Source organism: Salinirubellus litoreus (assembly GCF_037335815.1).
GTDB classification, from domain to species: Archaea; Halobacteriota; Halobacteria; order Halobacteriales; family Haloarculaceae; genus Salinirubellus; species Salinirubellus litoreus.
This window is the reverse complement of record NZ_CP147841.1, coordinates 926179-941756: the sequence shown is the minus strand read 5'-3', so window position 1 is coordinate 941756 and position 15578 is coordinate 926179. Positions and strand designations below refer to the sequence as shown.

Genomic DNA, 15578 nt, shown 5'->3' with positions numbered 1-15578 from the left:
ACGAAGGGAGCGAACGAGGACGTTGGCAGACGAGCGAAGCGAGTCTGTCTGGAGAGAGCGGAGGGCGCAGCGTTTCCTCACGTTTTTCCGAGGAGAGGTTCCGCAGCGAGCGAAGCGAGCGAGGAACCGGAGGAGGAAAAAGTGGTTGTTAAAACTCGTCGGTCGGTGCCGGCACGCCCTCGTCCTCGCGGTCCAGGTCGAACTCCTCGTGGAGGTCACGGATCCGGTCGCGGATGTCGGCGGCGAGCTCGAACTCCAGGTTGTCCGCGGCGGCGGACATCCGCTCTTCGAGCTGGTCGATCAGCAGTGCGGCCTCCTCGGCGTCGTCGGCCTCGAGCGAGGAGGCCCCCCCGGTGTCGGTCTTCGATCCGGGGAGGTTCGTCTCGCCGACGGCCTTCTCGATGGTCCGGGGCTCGTGGCCGTGCTCCTCGTTGAACTCCTGCTGGATGCGCCGGCGGCGCTGGGTCTCCTCGATCGCCTCCTCCATGGCGTTCGTCGTCTCGTCGGCGTAGAGCACTACCTCGCCGTTGACGTTCCGTGCGGCCCGGCCCATCGTCTGGATGAGCGTCGTCCGCGAGCGGAGGAACCCTTCCTGATCGGCGTCGAGGATACCCACCAGGGATACCTCGGGGATGTCGAGGCCCTCCCGGAGGAGGTTGATACCGACGAGGACGTCGAACTCCCCCAGCCGGAGGCCGCGGACGAGTTCGTGTCGTTCGAGCGTGTCCGTCTCGTCGTGCATGTACTCGACCGCGACGCCCGCCTCCTCCAGGTACTCGGTGAGGTCCTCGGCCATCCGCTTGGTGAGGGTGGTCACCAGGACGCGCTCGTCGCGCTCGATCCGCTCGTCGATGCGGGACATGAGGTCTTCGACCTGGCCCTGGGCGGGCGAGACCGACACCTTCGGGTCGACGAGGTGGGTCGGTCGGACGATCTGCTCGACGATCTGCGCGGAGTGGTCGCGCTCGTAATCCCCGGGAGTGGCCGAGACGTAGAGCGTCTGGCCGGTCTTCTCCTCGAACTCCTCGAAGCTGAGCGGTCGGTTGTCGTAGGCGGTCGGGAGCCTGAACCCGTTCTCGACCAGCGAGTCCTTGCGGGCCTTGTCGCCCGCCAGCTGGCCGCGGATCTGCGGGAGCGTCTGGTGTGACTCGTCGACGACGGTGAGGAAGTCGTCGGGGAAGTAGTCGAGCAGGGTGTACGGGGCTTCCCCCGACTCCCGATCCGAGAGATGTACCGAATAGTTCTCGATGCCCGAACAGTAGCCCGCCTCGCGGAGCATCTCCAGGTCGAAGGTGGTCCGTTCCTCGATCCGCTGGGCGGCGACGAGGTCGCCCTGGCGCTCGAAGTAGCCGATCCGGCGTTCGAGCAGCTCCTCGATCTCCCCGATGGCCCGTTCGAGGCGCTGTTCGGGGATGGAGTAGTGCTCGGCGGGGTGGATCAGGACCGCCGGCTCCTGGGACTTGACCTCCCCCTCCAGGGGGTCGAGCTTCATCATCCGGTCGATCTCGTCGCCCCAGAACTCGATCCGGACGGCGTACCGGCCGTACATCGGGAACACCTCGACGGTGTCCCCCCGGACCCGGAACGTCCCCTGGGTGAAGTCGACGTCGTTGCGTTCGTAGTTCAGATCCACGAGCCGCCCCAGGAGTTCGTCGCGGTCGATCGCCTGACCGGTCTCCAGGCGCAGGGACATGTCGACGTAGTTCCGGGGGTCGCCGAGCCCGTAGATCGCCGAGACCGACGCGACCACGACGACGTCGTCGCGGGTGAGCAGCGAACGCGTCGCCGAGTGTCGCAACCGGTCGATCTCGTCGTTGATGCTCGCGTCCTTGTCGATGTACGTGTCGGTCTGCTCGACGTACGCCTCGGGCTGGTAGTAGTCGTAGTAGGAGACGAAGTACTCGACGGCGTTGTCCGGAAAGAGATTCTTGAACTCCTCGTAGAGCTGTGCGGCCAGCGTCTTGTTGTGTGCGATGACCAGCGTCGGCTTCTGTATCTCCTCGACCACCCACGAGACGGTGTTGGTCTTGCCCGAGCCCGTGACGCCGAGGAGCGTCTGCTCGTCCATCCCGTCGAGGAAGCCCCGCGAGAGCTGCTCGATGGCCTCGGGCTGGTCGCCCGCGGGCTCGAACGGTGCCTCGACCCTGAATGGGCGCTCGGCGTCCGGCCGGTCCGGGGTGAGTGCGCCGCCGGTATCGCTCATCGGGGAGTACAGGGGCCGGACGCACTTCAGGGGTCCGCTTGCCAGCAGACGAGCCGACGGGATACCCCGGACGTCGGCGGGGACTGTTCCGGGCGTCGGAGTCACGGACGCGGACGTCCGGGGAGGTACCGGTCGCGGCCGAGCCGGTCGGAGGGTAGCGGGTATGCGACCCGATTCTCGGCGGATAGGAACGACCGTCCCGGTTGAAGGGTGTGTCGACGCAACCTGCTGGTGTAGAGGTGACCGACGATGTCCACGACCACCCGTAAACTGGAGGCCGAACTGTTCGGCCGCGAGACCGACTTCGAATACTCCGAACACTGGATCGGCTACTCCATCGTCGTCATGCGGGTCGTGATGGGCTGGGTGCTGTTCCAGGGCGGGATCACCAAGCTGGTGACGTATCTCGACGCCAATCCCGACAACAACTGGACGGCCGCCGGCTACCTTGCCAACGCCATCCCGCAGGGGAACCCGTTCAGGGGGATGTTCCTGGCGATGGCCGGCAGCCCGCTCATAGACATCCTCAACATGTGGGGGCTCACGCTCACGGGCCTCGCGCTGATCCTCGGCGTGGCCGTCCGCTGGAGCGCCTTCTGGGGAGCCGTCATGATGCTGTTCTACTGGGCGGCCGCCCTCCAGGGCGGCTTGCTGGCGGGCCTCCCGCTGGCCCACGGCTGGGTCATCGACGACCACATCGTCTACGCGGCCCTGCTGTTCGGCCTCGGAGCCATCGGCGCGGGTCGCATCCTCGGGCTGGACGCCCGGATCGAGGAGATGGGCTTCGTCCAGAACAACCGCTGGCTGCGGTACCTCCTCGGCTGAACGGATCGCCGTGAGCCGTGGAGGCCGCGGTCGGACAACCGATTCTCCTCTCCGCTCTCACTTCGACCCGTATCGACGATGAGCGTCGTACCCCGGCTACCCTGCCCGCCGCTCACTCCGCGTTCCAGTCGTTCTCCAGGTAGTAGATCCCGACGGCGACGAGCAGCAACAGGAGGCTCGCACCGGCCTCCAGGTTCTCCTGGCCCGTCTCGGAGGCGTCCAGGAAGTGGTGGAACCAGAAGAGGTTGGCCCAGGCCGTCCCGTGGAACGCCTTCCAGACCGCCGCGAGGCCGTCGACGCCGAACGCCGAGAGCATCCAGTGGCCGTCGGGGAGCATCGCCCAGACACCGTTTCCGAAGATGAACAGGAACTCGCGTGGCTGCTCCCAGTCGACGAACAGGAGGACGAGCAGACCGCCGGTCAGCCCGACCGCGAAGTGGACGATGACCTGCATCCGCGGTTGGCTTCCGCCCCCGGCGGCATAAATCACGACGCTCTCATCGTGTGGACGGGACCGCTCTCACCGCGCGGACGGGACCGCCGTGCGGATCAGACGAGGCTCGCGAACCCGAACACGTCGACGAGGAGGACGTACAGGAGGACCAGGAACGCGACGAGCATCGCGAGCTTGATGCTGAGCGGGAGGCTCCGATCGATCGTGTCGGCGTCGGACTCTTCGTGCATACGCGACGACAGGCGCGGACCGGTCAAGTAACCCACCGCCGTTCCCGGCGGACGAGAACGGCGACGGGCGCGGTGTCGAGGGTCAACTCGGAGCAGGAGGCGTGTCGGAGGGAGCCGAGTCAGAGGATCTAGCGGCGGGACCGAGGGGGTTCGCTCGCGCCCGTCGTCCCGTCCGTCCGCTCGGTATCCGTCGGTTCGGCCGGGGCCGTCGCGTCGGCGGGGACGAGGATGTCGGGGGTGCGACGGGTCGGAGGGGTCCGGACGAACCGCTCGATGCGCCGGAGGTCACCGTCGGTCAGACCGGGCATGTCCGGATCCGGGAGCGTACCGATAAGGAAGGTTGCTATGAGCCCTCGGTGGCGCTATCGAGGACTCCGGACCGATCGTCGGTCGCGTGCCCGGGTTCAAAGGGTGTCGAGCCGAAGGGACACCCATGTTCGAGCCCACCGGTCCGTGGTCGCCGGAGCAGACCCGCGAGTACCTGGAGGAGCGGGCGATCCCCGTTCGGGTGGCGACGCGGACACCGGACGGGCGGCTCTGGATGCTCTCGCTGTGGTACCTGCTCCGTGACGGCGCGCTCTGGTGTGCCACGTCGGCGTCGGCCGACGTCGTCGCCTTCATCGAGGACGACGCCGGGGTCGCGTTCGAGGTGTCGGAGAACGAGCCGCCCTACATGGGCGTCAGGGGGAGCGCCGAGGCGACCCTGCGTCCCGATTCGGACAAGCGCCTGCTCCGGGAACTCATGACCCGCTACCTCGGCGGGACCGACTCCCCGCTCGCCCGACGGCTCCTCGACGCGGACCGGGAGGAGGTCGAGATCCGTCTCGATCCCACCCGGACGCACACCTGGGACTACTCCGAGCGGATGCGGGGCGCGCTCACCGACGAGGGGTGAGCGAGGCCACCGTCGCGACGTTCGATCGGTATGGATCGGTGGGCGCGGCGCGGCCGGCGTGTCAGTCGTCGCCGGCCGCCTCGCCCTCCGTTCCCTCCTCGCCACCGCCGACGGAGAGGTACTGATCGAGCAGCCCCTCGTTCGCGCGGAGCTCCTCGATGGAGCCCTCCCAGGCGTTGGAACCCTTCTGTATGATGTAGGCGCGTTCGGAGAGTTCGAGCGCGAACTCGACGTTCTGCTCGGTGATGATCACGGTGACGTCCTGGCTGACGACCTCGTGGAGCACCTCGCTGAGGTCCTCGACGATGACGGGTGCCAGCCCCTCGGTCGGCTCGTCGAGCAGGAGGAGGTCGGGGCTCTGGATGAGGGCCCGGGCGACAGAGAGCATCTGCTGCTCCCCGCCGGAGAGGTTCTGCCCGAGGCTCTGGTTGAGCTCCTCGAGCTTCGGGAAGACCTCGTACATCTCCTCGATCGGCCGGGGATCGGTCCCCTTGCAGGCGTCGCGGGCGATCAGCAGGTTCTCCCGCACCGTGAGCGTCGGGAAGATGCGTCTGTCCTCGGGGACGAGTTTGACGCCACGGTTGCTGATGGCTTCGACGCTGAGCCCGGAGATGTCCTCGCCGTCGTACTCGATGTGGCCCTCCCGACGGCCGACCGTCCCTGTGATGGTCCTCAGAGTCGTGGTCTTGCCGGCGCCGTTCCGACCGAGGAGCGCGACTACCTCGTTCTGCTCGACAGCCAGATCGAGCCCGAACAGGGCCTGACTGGCCCCGTAGTACGCGTCGACACCCTCCAGTTCGAGGAGGCTCACGCCGTCTCACCTCCGACGCCGACGTCGGAGCCGGACTCCCCGCCGACCTCCTCGTCGGCGTCCAGCCCCAGGTAGGCCTCGCGGACGCGCTCGTCGGCCATCACCTCCTCGGGGGTCCCATCGGCGATGAGCGACCCCCTGTCGAGCACGAGGATCCGATCGGAGATACCCAGCACGACCTCCATGTCGTGCTCGGTGACGACGAACGTGGTGTCGGTCTCCTCGTCGAGCCGGCGGATCAGGTCGACCATCCGGCGGGTCTCCGTGGCGTTCATCCCCGCGGTGGGCTCGTCGAGCAGCACCACCGAGGGGTCGCTCGCGAGCGCCAGGGCGATCTCCACCTTCCGCTTGTCACCGTGGGACAGGTTAGCACATTCGGTGTCGGCGATCTCCTCCAGCCCCACGAGGTCGATCACCTCCAGCACCTCGGCGGTGAGTTGCTCGTCCTGTCGGGCGAGGGCGGTGAGGTCGAGCGTCCGTTCGTCGTGGCTGATCCGGGCGATGCGGATGTTGTCGGTCACGGAGAGGCCGTCGAAGACGTTGTTGATCTGGAACCCCCGCGAGAGCCCCAGGCGGTTTATCTCGAACGGCTCCATGTCCGTCACGTCGACGAGGGCCCCGCCCTCACGGGGGCGGATGCGGACGTCCCCCTCGGTCGGTTTGAGCTGTCCCGCGAGGAGGTTGTAGAAGGTCGACTTCCCGGCCCCGTTCGGGCCGATGATGCTCGTGATCTCGCCCTCGTTGATGCTGACGCTGACGTCGTCGACGGCGACGAGCATCCCGAAGCGGCGTTCGAGCCCCTCCGTCTCGATGACCGCGCTCACGCCTCGACACCCCCGAACAGGCCCTGCGGCTTGAACAGCAACACGAGTATCATCGCCACGAACGGGAACAGCTGTCCGGCTCCCGCGATGACGAGGCTCCCGAGGGCGATCATCAGCCCGATGAGGTAGGCCCCCACGAACGCCCCGGTGAACGAGCCGAGGCCGCCGATGACGACGACGACGAACGCGTTGATGATGACCTGGTTACCCAGGCCCGGCGTGACCGCCTGCTGTGGGGCTGCGAGCGCCCCGCCGATGCCCGCGAGCGCGGCCCCGACGAGGAAGACCCCCGTGTAGAGCCGCGGGACGTTGATGCCGAGCAGCCGGGCCATGTCCCGGTCGCTGGCCGTGGCACGGACGATCCGACCGATGTTCGTGGTCCGGAGCACCGCGAACAGGCCCGCCATCACGATGAGGGACATGAGGATGACGAACGCCCGGTAGCTGGGGATGCTGAACCCCGCGCCGAGCGCGATGTCGAACCGGAGCAGCGCCGGTGGGTTGACGACCCGGGTACCCGACCCGAAGACGAACCGGATGACGTCCTCGAGGATGAGGACGAAGGCGAACGTGAGGAGGAGCTGATCCAGGTGGTCCCTGTCGTAGATCCGGCGAATGAACCCGGCCTCGATGAACACGCCGATGAGCGCGACGACGACCGCCGCCAGGACGACGCCCACCCAGAAGTTCCCGACGGCGCTGTTCACCACCACGATAGCTACGTACGCCCCGATGGCGTACAGCACCCCGTGTGCGAAGTTCAGCACGTCCAGTACGCCGAAGATGAGGCTGAGCCCGATGGCGACGAGGAACAGCCGGGACCCGATACTGAGCCCGGTTATCACCTGATCCACGATGAGCCCGGTCGATACCATAGCGGGCAGTTACATAGAACTCGATTAAACCTTTCGTCGTCCGGAGCGGCTATCCCGGAAAATCACCGGCGAGCGGGGGAAATTAACGGCCGTCGTCGGACCTCTCAACCACAGGGTATATGTATGCCATGAACTAACGGGATAAAGACGTATGTCAGATAAGAGTGGGCGGACGGCGGGAACGGGATCGGGGGAGCAGGGATCGAGAGGAGTCAACCGCCGGCGGTTCCTCGCGGGAGCCGGTGTCGGCGCGGCGACGGCGCTGGCCGGCTGTTCGGGCATCGGTGGCGGCGGCGGCGGCGGACCGATCCGGATCGGCGGCGTCTACCTCCTCTCGGGCCTGGCGGAGGCGCTGGGGGCGGCCTCGGAGGCCGCGGTCGAGACCGCCGTCGACGTGATCAACGAGAACGGCGGCATCGACGGCCGCGAGGTCGAGACGTTCATCCGGGACCACGGCAACAACCCGCAGGGGCAGGTCCGGAGTCTCGTCCAGGAGGAGAACGTCGACGCGCTGCTCGGCATGACCTCCTCCGGTGTGACGCTCAACACGATGCCGACGTGGGAGTCGCTGGGCGTCCCGGTCATCCTGACGGACATCGGGACGCCGTTCGCGACCGAGCACGACGAGGAGACCTACGGCGACTCGGCCGCCGGGATCGACAACCTGTTCCGGACCAACGCCAACTCCTCGATCAACTGCTACGCCATCGCGAAGTACGCCGCCGAGAACTTCCCCGAGGGGACCCGCGTGGCCAACCTAGGGCCGGACTACGCCTACGGCACGCAGACCTGGGACTACTTCAAAGCGTACGCGGACGGGCTCGACGCCGGCTTCGAGTACGGCGCGTCGGTGTTCCCGTCGCTGGGTGCCTCGGACATGACCCCGCAGATCAACCAGGTCATCGCCGACGAGCCGGACGTCCTGTTCACGTCGGTCTGGGCGGCCGACGTCGTCACGTTCGTCAACCAGGCCGCCGAGGCCGGCCTCTACGACGTGGTCGAGGACCAGTTCGCCACCATCTCCGCGTCCCCGGACGTGTTCGCCGCGCTCGGCGACACGGTGCCCGAGGGGCTCCACTGGAGCGGCTGGTACTACCACACGGCGTTCGACAACGACGTCAACGACCAGTTCGTCTCGCGCTACGCGGAGCTCTACCAGGACTCGGACCTCGTCCCGCTCCCCTCGTTCACCGGCGGCAGTTCGTACGCGGCCCCATTCGCGTACAAGCAGGCCATCGAGTCGGCCGGGAGCACGAACTCCGACGACATCGTCGCGGAGCTCGAGGGGATGACGCTGGACTCGCCGTTCGGCGAGATCACCCTCGACCCCGACAGCCACCAGGCCAACTCGCCGACGGTGATCGGAGAGACGTCCTACGACACCGGCGACATGGACCTGCCCTACGACGGTGCCACGCTGACGAACACCCAGACCACCACGCTCGACCGGGAAACCTCGCTGGACCTGCTCGAAGGGAGCGGCCTCCCACCGGGAGTCTAAAGACCCCCTGAGACACACCATCCCACAATGAGCTACGGAGTCAGGGAGCGGTTCCTCGACGGACAGAGCAACAGCGCCCTCATCGCGGCCGGTGTGGTGTTGTTGCTCCTCCTCCCGCTGATCCTCCCCCCATTCCAGACGACGCTCCTCGCCGAGACGCTGATCTTCGCGATATTCGCGACGGCGTTCAACCTGCTGTACGGATACACCGGGCTGCTGTCGTTCGGCCACGCCATGTTCACCGCCGTCTCCGGGTACACCGTCGCGAAGGTCGTCACGGTCGTCGCCCCGGCGCTCGGGTTCCCCGAGCTGTTCGGCGGCACGTCCGTGCTGATGACGTGGGTGCTGGCCGTGATCCTGGGCGTCCTGATGGCCACGCTGCTGGCGGTGTTCATCGGCTACCTCTCGGTCCAGCTCGAGGAGATCTACTTCGCCATGATCACGCTCTCGTTCAGCATGGCCCTCTACGTCGTCTTCTTCCAGGACACGATCGGCCAGATCCTCGCGGCGTTCGGGATCGGCGACGGCGTGTTCTCGAACGGGTCGGACGGGATAACGTTCATCATGGGCCAGGTGGACCTGTTCGGGTTCGAGTTCACGATGATCAACCTCCGTGATCCGGTGTTCTACTACATCATCACGGTGTTCGTCTTCGTGGGGGCGATGTACGCGCTGTGGCGCATCGTCAACTCGCCGTTCGGGATGATCTGTCAGGCCATCAGGGAGAACCCCGGTCGGGCGCGGGCGCTCGGTATCGACGTCACCTACCACAGCTGGATGACGTTCATCGTCTCCGGGGCGTTCTCCGGGCTCGCCGGCGCGCTGCTCATCCCGCTGCTGACGAACGTCAACCCGCAGTACGCCCACTGGTCGTTCTCGGCCGAACCGGTCATCATGACCGTCATCGGCGGGCCGTACTCGTTCTTCGGGCCCCTGGTGGGTGCGTTCGCCTACGAGTACATCCGCTGGTTCATCAGCCAGTTCCCGCTGCTCGAGCAGTACTGGCAGTTCTCGTTCGGGGTGCTGCTGCTGATCGTCGTCCTGTTCTTCGACAACGGCGTCTTCGGCGGCGTCAGGCGGCTCCGGGCGTGGCTCGAGTCGCGGAACGACGACTCCGAGGAGCAGGCGGCGGACTGATCGAGGGACTGCACTCCGGCTCCGAACCCCTCATTCCTGCTCGTCACACGCGTATCACACGGACCGCGGACCGACGGTACCGCGACCGGTAACCATTCGCGTTCGCGGTCCGAACGGACCGTGTGTTCCGGGTAGCGTCCACGGCCGTGCTCGCCGCGCTGGTCGTGCTCGCCGGGTGCGGGAGCCTGGCCACCCCCGCCGACGAGGGGACGCCAACCCGGACGGTCACCCCGGCACCACTCCCCCCGGAAGTCCGGACGCCACAGGAGCCGGGGGTGCTCGCCCCCGGGGTCTCCCCCGACGGCGTGTTCGACGCCGGTCGGCTCGCGGAGGCCCACGCGACGGTCCTCTCGAACACCTCGTTCACGACCGTCCGCGAGGAGCGACGGCGGTACGCGAACGGCTCGCTCCGGTCGGCTTACCGACGGGTCGTCCGGGTGTCGACCGGCGGCGAGCGGTTCGACTACGACCTGAACCAGACGGACGTCCGCGGTGGGCGGACGGCCGAGACACGCCTCGCCCGGTACTCGAACGGATCGGTGGTCTACGCCGCGACGACCCGGGATGGGACGACGACGTACTCGACCCTCGATGGACCGTCGGGTCCGGCCGGCCCGTCGGTCCTGCCGGCGCGCGCGACCGCCCGATCCGGCCTCGCGCGGCTGTTCGGGACGCTCCGGTTCGACGTGGTCGATCGGCGGGCCGTCGACGGTCGAGCGGTGTATCACCTCGTCGTCGAGAACGGCTCACAGCGGGTGGGCAGCCTGCGGAACGTCAGCATGAACGCCTCGGTCCGGGAGGACGGCCTCGTCATCGCCTACCGACTGACCTACGACGTCGGCGGGCTCCGGGTGTCGGTGAACGTCACCTTCCGGGACGTCGGCGAGACCGAGGTCGCGTCGCCGGCGTGGCTCCCGGCCGCCCGGAACGCCACCGGGACGGGTGTCGGGTCGCCGGGAGCCGACACGAGTACGCCGACTCCGACCGCCACGCCTGCAGGCCGCGCGTAGGCCGGAGCCACCGGGCCACCGGCGGGTGGCCGGCTCGTGGCTCAGTCCTCGACGCCCTCGCGGGCCCGGAGTTCCCGGCGCTGTATCTTCCCGGTAGTCGTCTGTGGGAGCCCGTCCATGAACTCGATCTCGCGGGGGTACTCGTGCCGGGCGAGGTTCTCGCGGACGAGGTCGCGGATCGCCTCGCGGAGCGCGTCGTCGCCCGTGACGCCCGGAATGGGCTGGACGAACGCCTTGATCACCTCCCCGCGGGTCTCGTCGGGGACGCCGATCACGCCGACCTGCTCGACGTCCGGGTGTTCGAGGATCGCGCGTTCGACCTCGCCGGGCCCGACGCGGTAGCCTGCGGTGATGATGACGTCGTCGTCGCGTGACTTGAACCAGAGATACCCCTCGGGATCGCGGTAGCCCAGGTCACCCGTGAGGTGCCACTCCCCGACCCGGGTGGCCTCGGTCTTTTCGGGCTGGTTCCAGTATTCCCGGAAGATCACGGGATCGTCGCCGTACGCGGCGTCCGGCCCGCGACGGACGGCGATCTCGCCGACCTCCCCCGTGGCGCGTTCCTCGCCGGTCTCGGGGTCGACGACGGCGACCTCGTGACCGGGGACGGGCTTGCCCATGCTTCCCGGCCGCGGGTCGAACCAGCCCCGGCAGTTCGTCACCAGCAGGTTCGCCTCCGTCTGGCCGTAGATCTCGTTGATCGCCACGCCGTCGAGGGTCTCGGCGGCCCAGTCGAGTATCTCCGGGGTGAGCGGCTCCCCGCCCGAACAGACCGCCTCCAGGTCGAGGTCGTAGCGTGACGACGGGTCGTCGACCCCCATCATCATCCGTATCGCGGTGGGGGGAAGGAACGCGTCGGTGACGCCGAACTCCGCCGCGATCTCGAAGGCGGTTTCGGGGTCGAACTTCCCCATCGGGTAGCCGACGACCGGTCGACCGTAGTGCCACGACGGGAAGAGGAGGTCGCCGAGCGCGCCGATCCAGGCCCAGTCGGCGGGGGTCCACGCCACCGCCGTCTCGACGTCCCGCTCGAAGTACATCCGGTAGGCCGGGCAGTGCCCGAGCCAGACGCCGTGACCGTGGAGCGCACCCTTCGGCGGACCCGTCGACCCGGAGGTGTACAGGACGATCGCGGGCGTGTCGGCGTCCGTCTCGACGATCTCGAACTCCCGAGGCTTACCCGCCAGGACGTCCTCGAACGCGAGAGCGTCACCGGCGGCCTCGCCGTCGACCTCGACGAGGGCTTCGAGGTTCGGGAGGCCCTCGCGGGCCGCGTCGACGGCCTCGCGGACCGGGGCGTCCGCTACCACCACCTTCGCGTCCGCGTCGCCGAGGCGGTACTCGAGCGCGTCGGGACCGAACAGGATCGAGAGCGGGATCGAGACCGCTCCGAGTTTCCAGCAGGCCAGGTGGGTCAGGGCGTTCGCGGGCTTCTGCGGGACGACGACGCCCACGCGGTCGCCTCGTTCGACGCCCATCCCGCGGAGCGCGTGGGCGAGCCGGTTCGAGCGGACGTCGAGATCGTGGAACGTGTAGGTTTCGCGCCGCCCGTCGGGGTAGGCCTGGAACAGCGCGACGCTTCCCTTCGGATCCTCGTGCTTGCGGAGGAGGTCGTAGGCCGCGTTGTAATCGTCGGGGACGTCCCACGAGAACCCCTCGCGGGCCGCCTCGTAGGTGTCGTAGTCGAGGGAGACGTGGTAGGTCATGGCACGGGGTTCGAGAGGAGGAGGCAAAACCGTAGGGGACGCGAGCAGAAGCCGAGCCGGATCCGGATCGACCCGCTACCCCTCGATGAACTCGACCCCGGTCACTTCGAACCGCGCACCCCCGTCGGTTCCCTCGGTCGTGGCGACGTCCCACCCCTGGCTCCGGGCGGCGTCGGCGACGATCTTCAGTCCGAAGCCCGTCCCCCCGTCGCTGGTCGAGTATCCCGCCTCGAACACCCGCTCGCGGTCGGCCCCGGGGATGCCGGGACCGTCGTCTTCGAGGTAGAACCCGTCCTCGACGTCCCCGACGGTGATCGTCACACCATCGCCCTCGTCGGACCCCGCCCGGCCGCCCGTGGAGCTATGCTCCAGGCTGTCGTCGGCCTCCGGCCGACTGCCCGTGGAACTGTGTTCCACGCTGTCTCCGCGAGCATCGCGAGCGGGGGCCCGTCGAGCGCCATGCTCGACGGCGTCATCGGGCTTCGCCCGATTGCTCGTCGAGCCGTGCTCGACGGCGTTCCGCACGAGGTTCTCCAGGATCTGCCGGAGGCGGTTCTCGTCGGCGGAGACGATCCGATCGGTTTCGATCCGGAGCGTCGCGTCCCCCGTCTCCACCCCTCGCCAGCACTGCTCGGCCGCCTCGGCGAGCGAGACCCTCCCCATCTCGGTGGCGTCCTGGCCCTCCCGTGCGAGCGCGAGGAGGTCGGCGATCAGAGCCTCCATCCGGTCGTGGGCGTCGGCGACGGCGTCGAGTTCCGCCGCGTCGCATTCCGCGCGTGCGAGGTCGAGTGACCCCATCGCCACGTTGAGCGGGTTCCGCAGGTCGTGGGAGACGACGCTCGCGAACTCCTCGAGCCGCTCGTTCTGCTGTCCGAGCCGTTCCTCGCGCTCGCGGAGGATCGACTCGCGCTCGACGCGGTCGAGCGCCGCCGTGAGCGCCGTGGCGAGGATCTCGACGAGGACCGTGTCCGTCCCGTCGAACGCGTCGACCTCGGTCGCCGAGACGATGAAGACGCCGTGGTCGGAGATCGGATGCAGTACGACGCTCCGCGCCGGCGTCTCCTCGGCCAGCTCTCCGTACTCCCGGGTGTCGTCGACGACGAGAGATTCGCCGTCCTCGAAGACGTCCCAGACGACACCGTCGGTCTCAGCCCCGGACGTACGGTGGTACGACGGCGGCTCCTCGAACGTCTCGCAGACCCTGTCGAGCGTCGCGACCGGACGGAGCGTCTCCTCGCTCTCGTCGAGCAGGTTGACCCCACAGAGCGGAACGCCGAGGACCTCGTCCGCGGTGTCGACGGCAACCCGTGCGGTCTCCGCCCTCGTCCGCGTGTGCATCAGTTCCTGGGTTCGCTGCTGGAGTCGCTCGAGCTTCCGCACGTGCTCGATCCGCTCGGAAACGTCCCGGACCACGCCGACGGTCCCCCGGAACTCCCGCTCGAAGGGGAGGAACGTGATATGTGCCTCACAGGGGATCCGTCGGCCCTCGGCCGTGACGACCGGCAGTTCGACGGTCGCCCGGTTCTCGTCCGAGGAGAGCAGCGACCGGATGACCTGCTCGATCCCCGCCGCCTCGTCGGGCGGGATGACCACCGAAACGTGCGAGCCGAGGAGGGTCGCCTCGTCGTAGCCGACCATCTCGACGAGCGCGTCGTTCACGAACGTGAACCGACCGTCCGAATCGAGCGTGTACACCGGATCGCCCGACGCCTCGACGATACCCTCGTAGCGCTCGAGTTCCCGCGTTCGTTCCCGTCGAGCGGTGACGTTCCGGCCGACGGCGACGAATCCGGACGGTCCGGCCGCCGATCCGTCGAACGACGAGGCCGTGAACTCGTAGGGGACCCGTTCGCCGTCGCTGGTGAGCAGGTCGGCCTCGATTCGCCCCCTGCCGGTCCGGTGGAGGTTCCGAACGGCCGAGGCGACCCGGTCGCGATCCCCGGGGGCGAGACACTCGGCCAGACCCTTCCCGGCGAGTTCCTCGTCCGTGTATCCGGTGGCCTCTCGGACCCGGTCGTTCCACTGGACCAGCTCCCCGTCGGCGTCGAACACGCAGAAGACGTCGTCGAGCGCGCCGAGACCTGCGTCTATCAGCTCCCGCTGGGCCCCGAGCCGCTCCTCGCCCTCGGCACGGGTGAGCGCGGCCTCGGTGTTGGCCGCGAGCACCCGCGCCAGCGAAACGTCCGCGTCGTCGAAGGCGTCGACCTCGGTCGAGCCGACGTTCAGGACGCCGTACTCGCCCAGCGGGAGGATCATCTCGCTCCGCACGACCGTCTCAGGGTTGTACCGTCCCGGTCGCTCCTGCACGTCCGTGAAGACCCGCGATTCGCCCGTCTCGAAGACGCCCCACGAGAGCCCCTCACCCTTGCGATAGGTCGGCGGGTCGCCGACGAGAACGTCGGCCTCCTCCGTGGACGCGGCGGGACGGAGCGCGTCGGCGTCCGCGTCGTACAGCCAGCAGCCGGTGACCGGCATCCCGAGAATGTCCCGCGCCGCCCGGACCGCGAGGTCGGCGATCTCCGCCTCCGACCCGGCGCACACGAGTTCCCGGGTCGCCTCGTGAAGTAACTCGAGGGCCCGTTCGCGACGCCGGCGGCCGGCCGTCTCGAACCGGGCCTGTCTCGCGCGACGATCGGCGACGGCGTCCGCGACGCGCTCGGCGAGCAGCGCGCACCCGTCGTCCGCCCCCCGGATCGGGAGGTAGTCCGTGACGCCGCCGGCGATCGCCTCCGCCGCGAGCGCATCATCGCCCTCCGTGAACAGGACAAAGGGGAGGTCCCCGCGTGACTGTCGGACCGCCCGGAGGAGTTCGAGACCGTCCACGCCGGGCGGGCCGTGACCGCTCACGACGCAGTCGATTCGGCCGTCGTCGAGCCGCTCGATCCCCTCCGCCGTCCCCGTCGCCCGTAGCACCTCGATCCGGTCGTCCACCCGCTTCAGGAACGCCGCGACCGCCTCCACGGCCTCCGGTTCGTCGTCAACGTGAAGCACCGTGGCCGGCTCGTGGCCGTCCCCGGCCGCCACGGCGGAGGAGCGACCGTCGCGAACCGGTTCGTCCATACGCCGATGTCGGTGACAGATACTCAAAAGGTTCGCTCGATTCGCTG

14 protein-coding genes are annotated in these 15578 nt (G+C 68.4%); 5 read left to right on the top strand and 9 right to left on the bottom strand.

Annotation, left to right across the window (positions count from 1 at the left end; translation table 11 throughout):
* Positions 1 to 148: 148 nt before the first annotated feature.
* Complete coding sequence (gene uvrB / locus WDJ58_RS04590; RefSeq protein ID WP_338916450.1) at positions 149 to 2203, bottom strand: excinuclease ABC subunit UvrB; 2055 nt, start codon at positions 2201 to 2203, stop codon at positions 149 to 151.
* A 249-nt stretch (positions 2204 to 2452) separates the two neighbouring features.
* Here uvrB and WDJ58_RS04585 point away from each other — a divergent pair, with 249 nt between their 5' ends.
* A complete protein-coding gene (locus WDJ58_RS04585) occupies positions 2453 to 3028 on the top strand; it encodes a DoxX family protein (protein WP_338916449.1) in 576 nt (191 codons plus the stop codon).
* A gap of 112 nt (positions 3029 to 3140) precedes the next feature.
* Here WDJ58_RS04585 and WDJ58_RS04580 read toward each other — a convergent pair whose 3' ends face one another.
* The 3 genes from WDJ58_RS04580 to WDJ58_RS04570 form a co-directional block, all read right to left on the bottom strand.
* A complete protein-coding gene (locus WDJ58_RS04580; RefSeq protein WP_338916448.1) occupies positions 3141 to 3482 on the bottom strand; it encodes a hypothetical protein in 342 nt (113 codons plus the stop codon).
* A gap of 95 nt (positions 3483 to 3577) precedes the next feature.
* On the bottom strand, positions 3578 to 3712 hold the full coding sequence (locus WDJ58_RS04575; protein WP_338916447.1) for a hypothetical protein: 135 nt from the start codon (positions 3710 to 3712) through the stop codon (positions 3578 to 3580).
* A 128-nt stretch (positions 3713 to 3840) separates the two neighbouring features.
* Positions 3841 to 4020 (bottom strand): hypothetical protein, encoded by a 180-nt coding sequence (locus WDJ58_RS04570; protein WP_338916446.1) that lies wholly within the window; start codon positions 4018 to 4020, stop codon positions 3841 to 3843.
* 125 nt (positions 4021 to 4145) lie between these two features.
* Between WDJ58_RS04570 and WDJ58_RS04565 the strand changes: the two genes are divergently transcribed.
* Positions 4146 to 4607: a pyridoxamine 5'-phosphate oxidase family protein gene (locus WDJ58_RS04565; RefSeq protein WP_338916445.1), complete on the top strand. Its 462-nt coding sequence runs from the start codon at positions 4146 to 4148 to the stop codon at positions 4605 to 4607.
* 61 nt (positions 4608 to 4668) lie between these two features.
* Here the strand turns inward: WDJ58_RS04565 and WDJ58_RS04560 are convergent, their stop codons facing one another.
* The 3 genes from WDJ58_RS04560 to WDJ58_RS04550 are packed head-to-tail and all read right to left on the bottom strand — an operon-like array spanning position 4669 to position 7117.
* Positions 4669 to 5418, bottom strand: a complete 750-nt coding sequence (locus WDJ58_RS04560; protein ID WP_338916444.1) for an ABC transporter ATP-binding protein — start codon at positions 5416 to 5418, stop codon at positions 4669 to 4671.
* Positions 5415 to 6242, bottom strand: a complete 828-nt coding sequence (locus WDJ58_RS04555) for an ABC transporter ATP-binding protein (protein WP_338916443.1) — start codon at positions 6240 to 6242, stop codon at positions 5415 to 5417. The genes WDJ58_RS04560 and WDJ58_RS04555 overlap by 4 nt, the downstream gene beginning before the upstream one ends.
* On the bottom strand, positions 6239 to 7117 hold the full coding sequence (locus WDJ58_RS04550) for a branched-chain amino acid ABC transporter permease (RefSeq protein ID WP_338916442.1): 879 nt from the start codon (positions 7115 to 7117) through the stop codon (positions 6239 to 6241). Before WDJ58_RS04550 ends, WDJ58_RS04555 begins: the two co-directional genes overlap by 4 nt.
* Positions 7118 to 7268: 151 nt before the next feature.
* On the opposite strand from WDJ58_RS04550, the gene WDJ58_RS04545 reads away from it, so the two are divergent.
* The 3 genes from WDJ58_RS04545 to WDJ58_RS04535 all read left to right on the top strand — a co-directional run bounded on the left by WDJ58_RS04545 (position 7269) and on the right by WDJ58_RS04535 (position 10765).
* On the top strand, positions 7269 to 8618 hold the full coding sequence (locus WDJ58_RS04545) for an ABC transporter substrate-binding protein (protein WP_338916441.1): 1350 nt from the start codon (positions 7269 to 7271) through the stop codon (positions 8616 to 8618).
* A gap of 27 nt (positions 8619 to 8645) precedes the next feature.
* Positions 8646 to 9755, top strand: a complete 1110-nt coding sequence (locus WDJ58_RS04540) for a branched-chain amino acid ABC transporter permease (protein WP_338916440.1) — start codon at positions 8646 to 8648, stop codon at positions 9753 to 9755.
* Between the two features lie 122 nt (positions 9756 to 9877).
* Positions 9878 to 10765: a hypothetical protein gene (locus tag WDJ58_RS04535; RefSeq protein ID WP_338916439.1), complete on the top strand. Its 888-nt coding sequence runs from the start codon at positions 9878 to 9880 to the stop codon at positions 10763 to 10765.
* A gap of 41 nt (positions 10766 to 10806) precedes the next feature.
* Here WDJ58_RS04535 and WDJ58_RS04530 read toward each other — a convergent pair whose 3' ends face one another.
* Together WDJ58_RS04530 and WDJ58_RS04525 are read right to left on the bottom strand one after the other, a co-directional pair.
* A complete protein-coding gene (locus WDJ58_RS04530) occupies positions 10807 to 12471 on the bottom strand; it encodes an acyl-CoA synthetase (protein ID WP_338916438.1) in 1665 nt (554 codons plus the stop codon).
* Positions 12472 to 12546: 75 nt separating this feature from the next.
* Complete coding sequence (locus WDJ58_RS04525) at positions 12547 to 15531, bottom strand: PAS domain S-box protein (protein ID WP_338916437.1); 2985 nt, start codon at positions 15529 to 15531, stop codon at positions 12547 to 12549.
* Between the last annotated feature and the right edge of the window lie 47 nt (positions 15532 to 15578).